Below are 1,437 nucleotides of genomic sequence, written 5' to 3'. Positions count from 1 at the left end.
CCTCGGATGGATACGGGTCGTTGGTCTGGTGCAGACCGCTCCACGGTTGTTGGGGTGGGTGTACCGGTGGGCCGGCGGGACCGTCCGTTGCTTGAGAACTGCACAGTGGACGCGAGCATCCCAGATGTTCAAGTATTATTCTTGGATTTCTGTAGCATATTTGTAGTGTGTGTCGAAGTTTATAAGGGCACATGGTGGATGCCTTGGCACTAGGAGCCGAAGAAGGACGTTGTAGCCTGCGTTAAGCCTCGGGGAGCTGGCAAACGAGCTGTGATCCGAGGATGTCCGAATGGGGGAACCCGGCCGTAGTCATGTGCGGTCACCTGTACCTGAATTCATAGGGTGCAGGAGGGAACGCCGGGAAGTGAAACATCTCAGTACCGGCAGGAAGAGATATTCCGTGAGTAGTGGCGAGCGAAAGCGGATGAGGCCAAACCATATGCGTGTCAAGCTGTCAGGCGTTGCGTGTGTGGGGTTGTGGGACCTTTCGAGAGCCACTGACATGGTTCTGACCAGTAAAAAAGTCGTGTCATAGTCGAACCGCATTGAATGGCGGACCGTAGAGGGTGGGAGTCCCGTAGACGAAATGGCGTGGCCTGGTGAAGGGGATCCCAAGTAGCACGGGGCCCGAGAAATCCCGTGTGAATCTGGCAAGACCACTTGCTAAGCCTAAATACTACCTAGTGACCGATAGCGGACAAGTACCGTGAGGGAAAGGTGAAAAGTACCCCGGGAGGGGAGTGAAATAGTACCTGAAACCGTGTGCCTACAATCCGTCGGAGCCTCCCTAGCAGGGGTGACGGCGTGCCTTTTGAAGAATGAGCCTGCGAGTTAGTGCTCGGTGGCGAGGTTAACCCGTGTGGGGAAGCCGTAGCGAAAGCGAGTCCGAACAGGGCGATTCAGTCGCCGGGTCTAGACCCGAAGCGAAGTGATCTAGCCATGGGCAGGTTGAAGCGCCGGTAAGACGGCGTGGAGGACCGAACCCACTTAGGTTGAAAACTGAGGGGATGACCTGTGGTTAGGGGTGAAAGGCCAATCAAACTTCGTGATAGCTGGTTCTCCCCGAAATGCATTTAGGTGCAGCGTCACGCGTTCCTTGCCGGAGGTAGAGCTACTGGATGGCCGATGGGCCTCACCAGGTTACTGACGTCAACCAAACTCCGAATGCCGGTAAGCCAGAGCGTGGCAGTGAGACTGCGGGGGATAAGCTTCGTAGTCGAGAGGGAAACAGCCCAGACCACCGGCTAAGGCCCCTAAGCGTGTGCTCAGTGGGAAAGGATGTGGAGTTGCACAGACAACCAGGAGGTTGGCTTAGAAGCAGCCACCCTTGAAAGAGTGCGTAATAGCTCACTGGTCAAGTGATTCCGCGCCGACAATGTAGCGGGGCTCAAGTACACCGCCGAAGCCGTGGCACTCACACTTTACCCAGCATCCCCT

General features: G+C 56.3%; 1 rRNA gene. It reads left to right on the top strand.

Annotated elements, in window-relative coordinates:
• Positions 1–171: 171 nt before the first annotated feature.
• Positions 172–1,437: ribosomal RNA gene (locus BCL65_RS18195) — 23S ribosomal RNA — on the top strand; the annotation flags it as partial.

The sequence above is a fragment of the Isoptericola halotolerans genome (assembly GCF_003003075.1).
In the GTDB taxonomy this organism is placed as follows: Bacteria; Actinomycetota; Actinomycetes; order Actinomycetales; family Cellulomonadaceae; genus Isoptericola; species Isoptericola halotolerans_A.
This window is presented reverse-complemented; position numbering and strand designations above follow the sequence as displayed.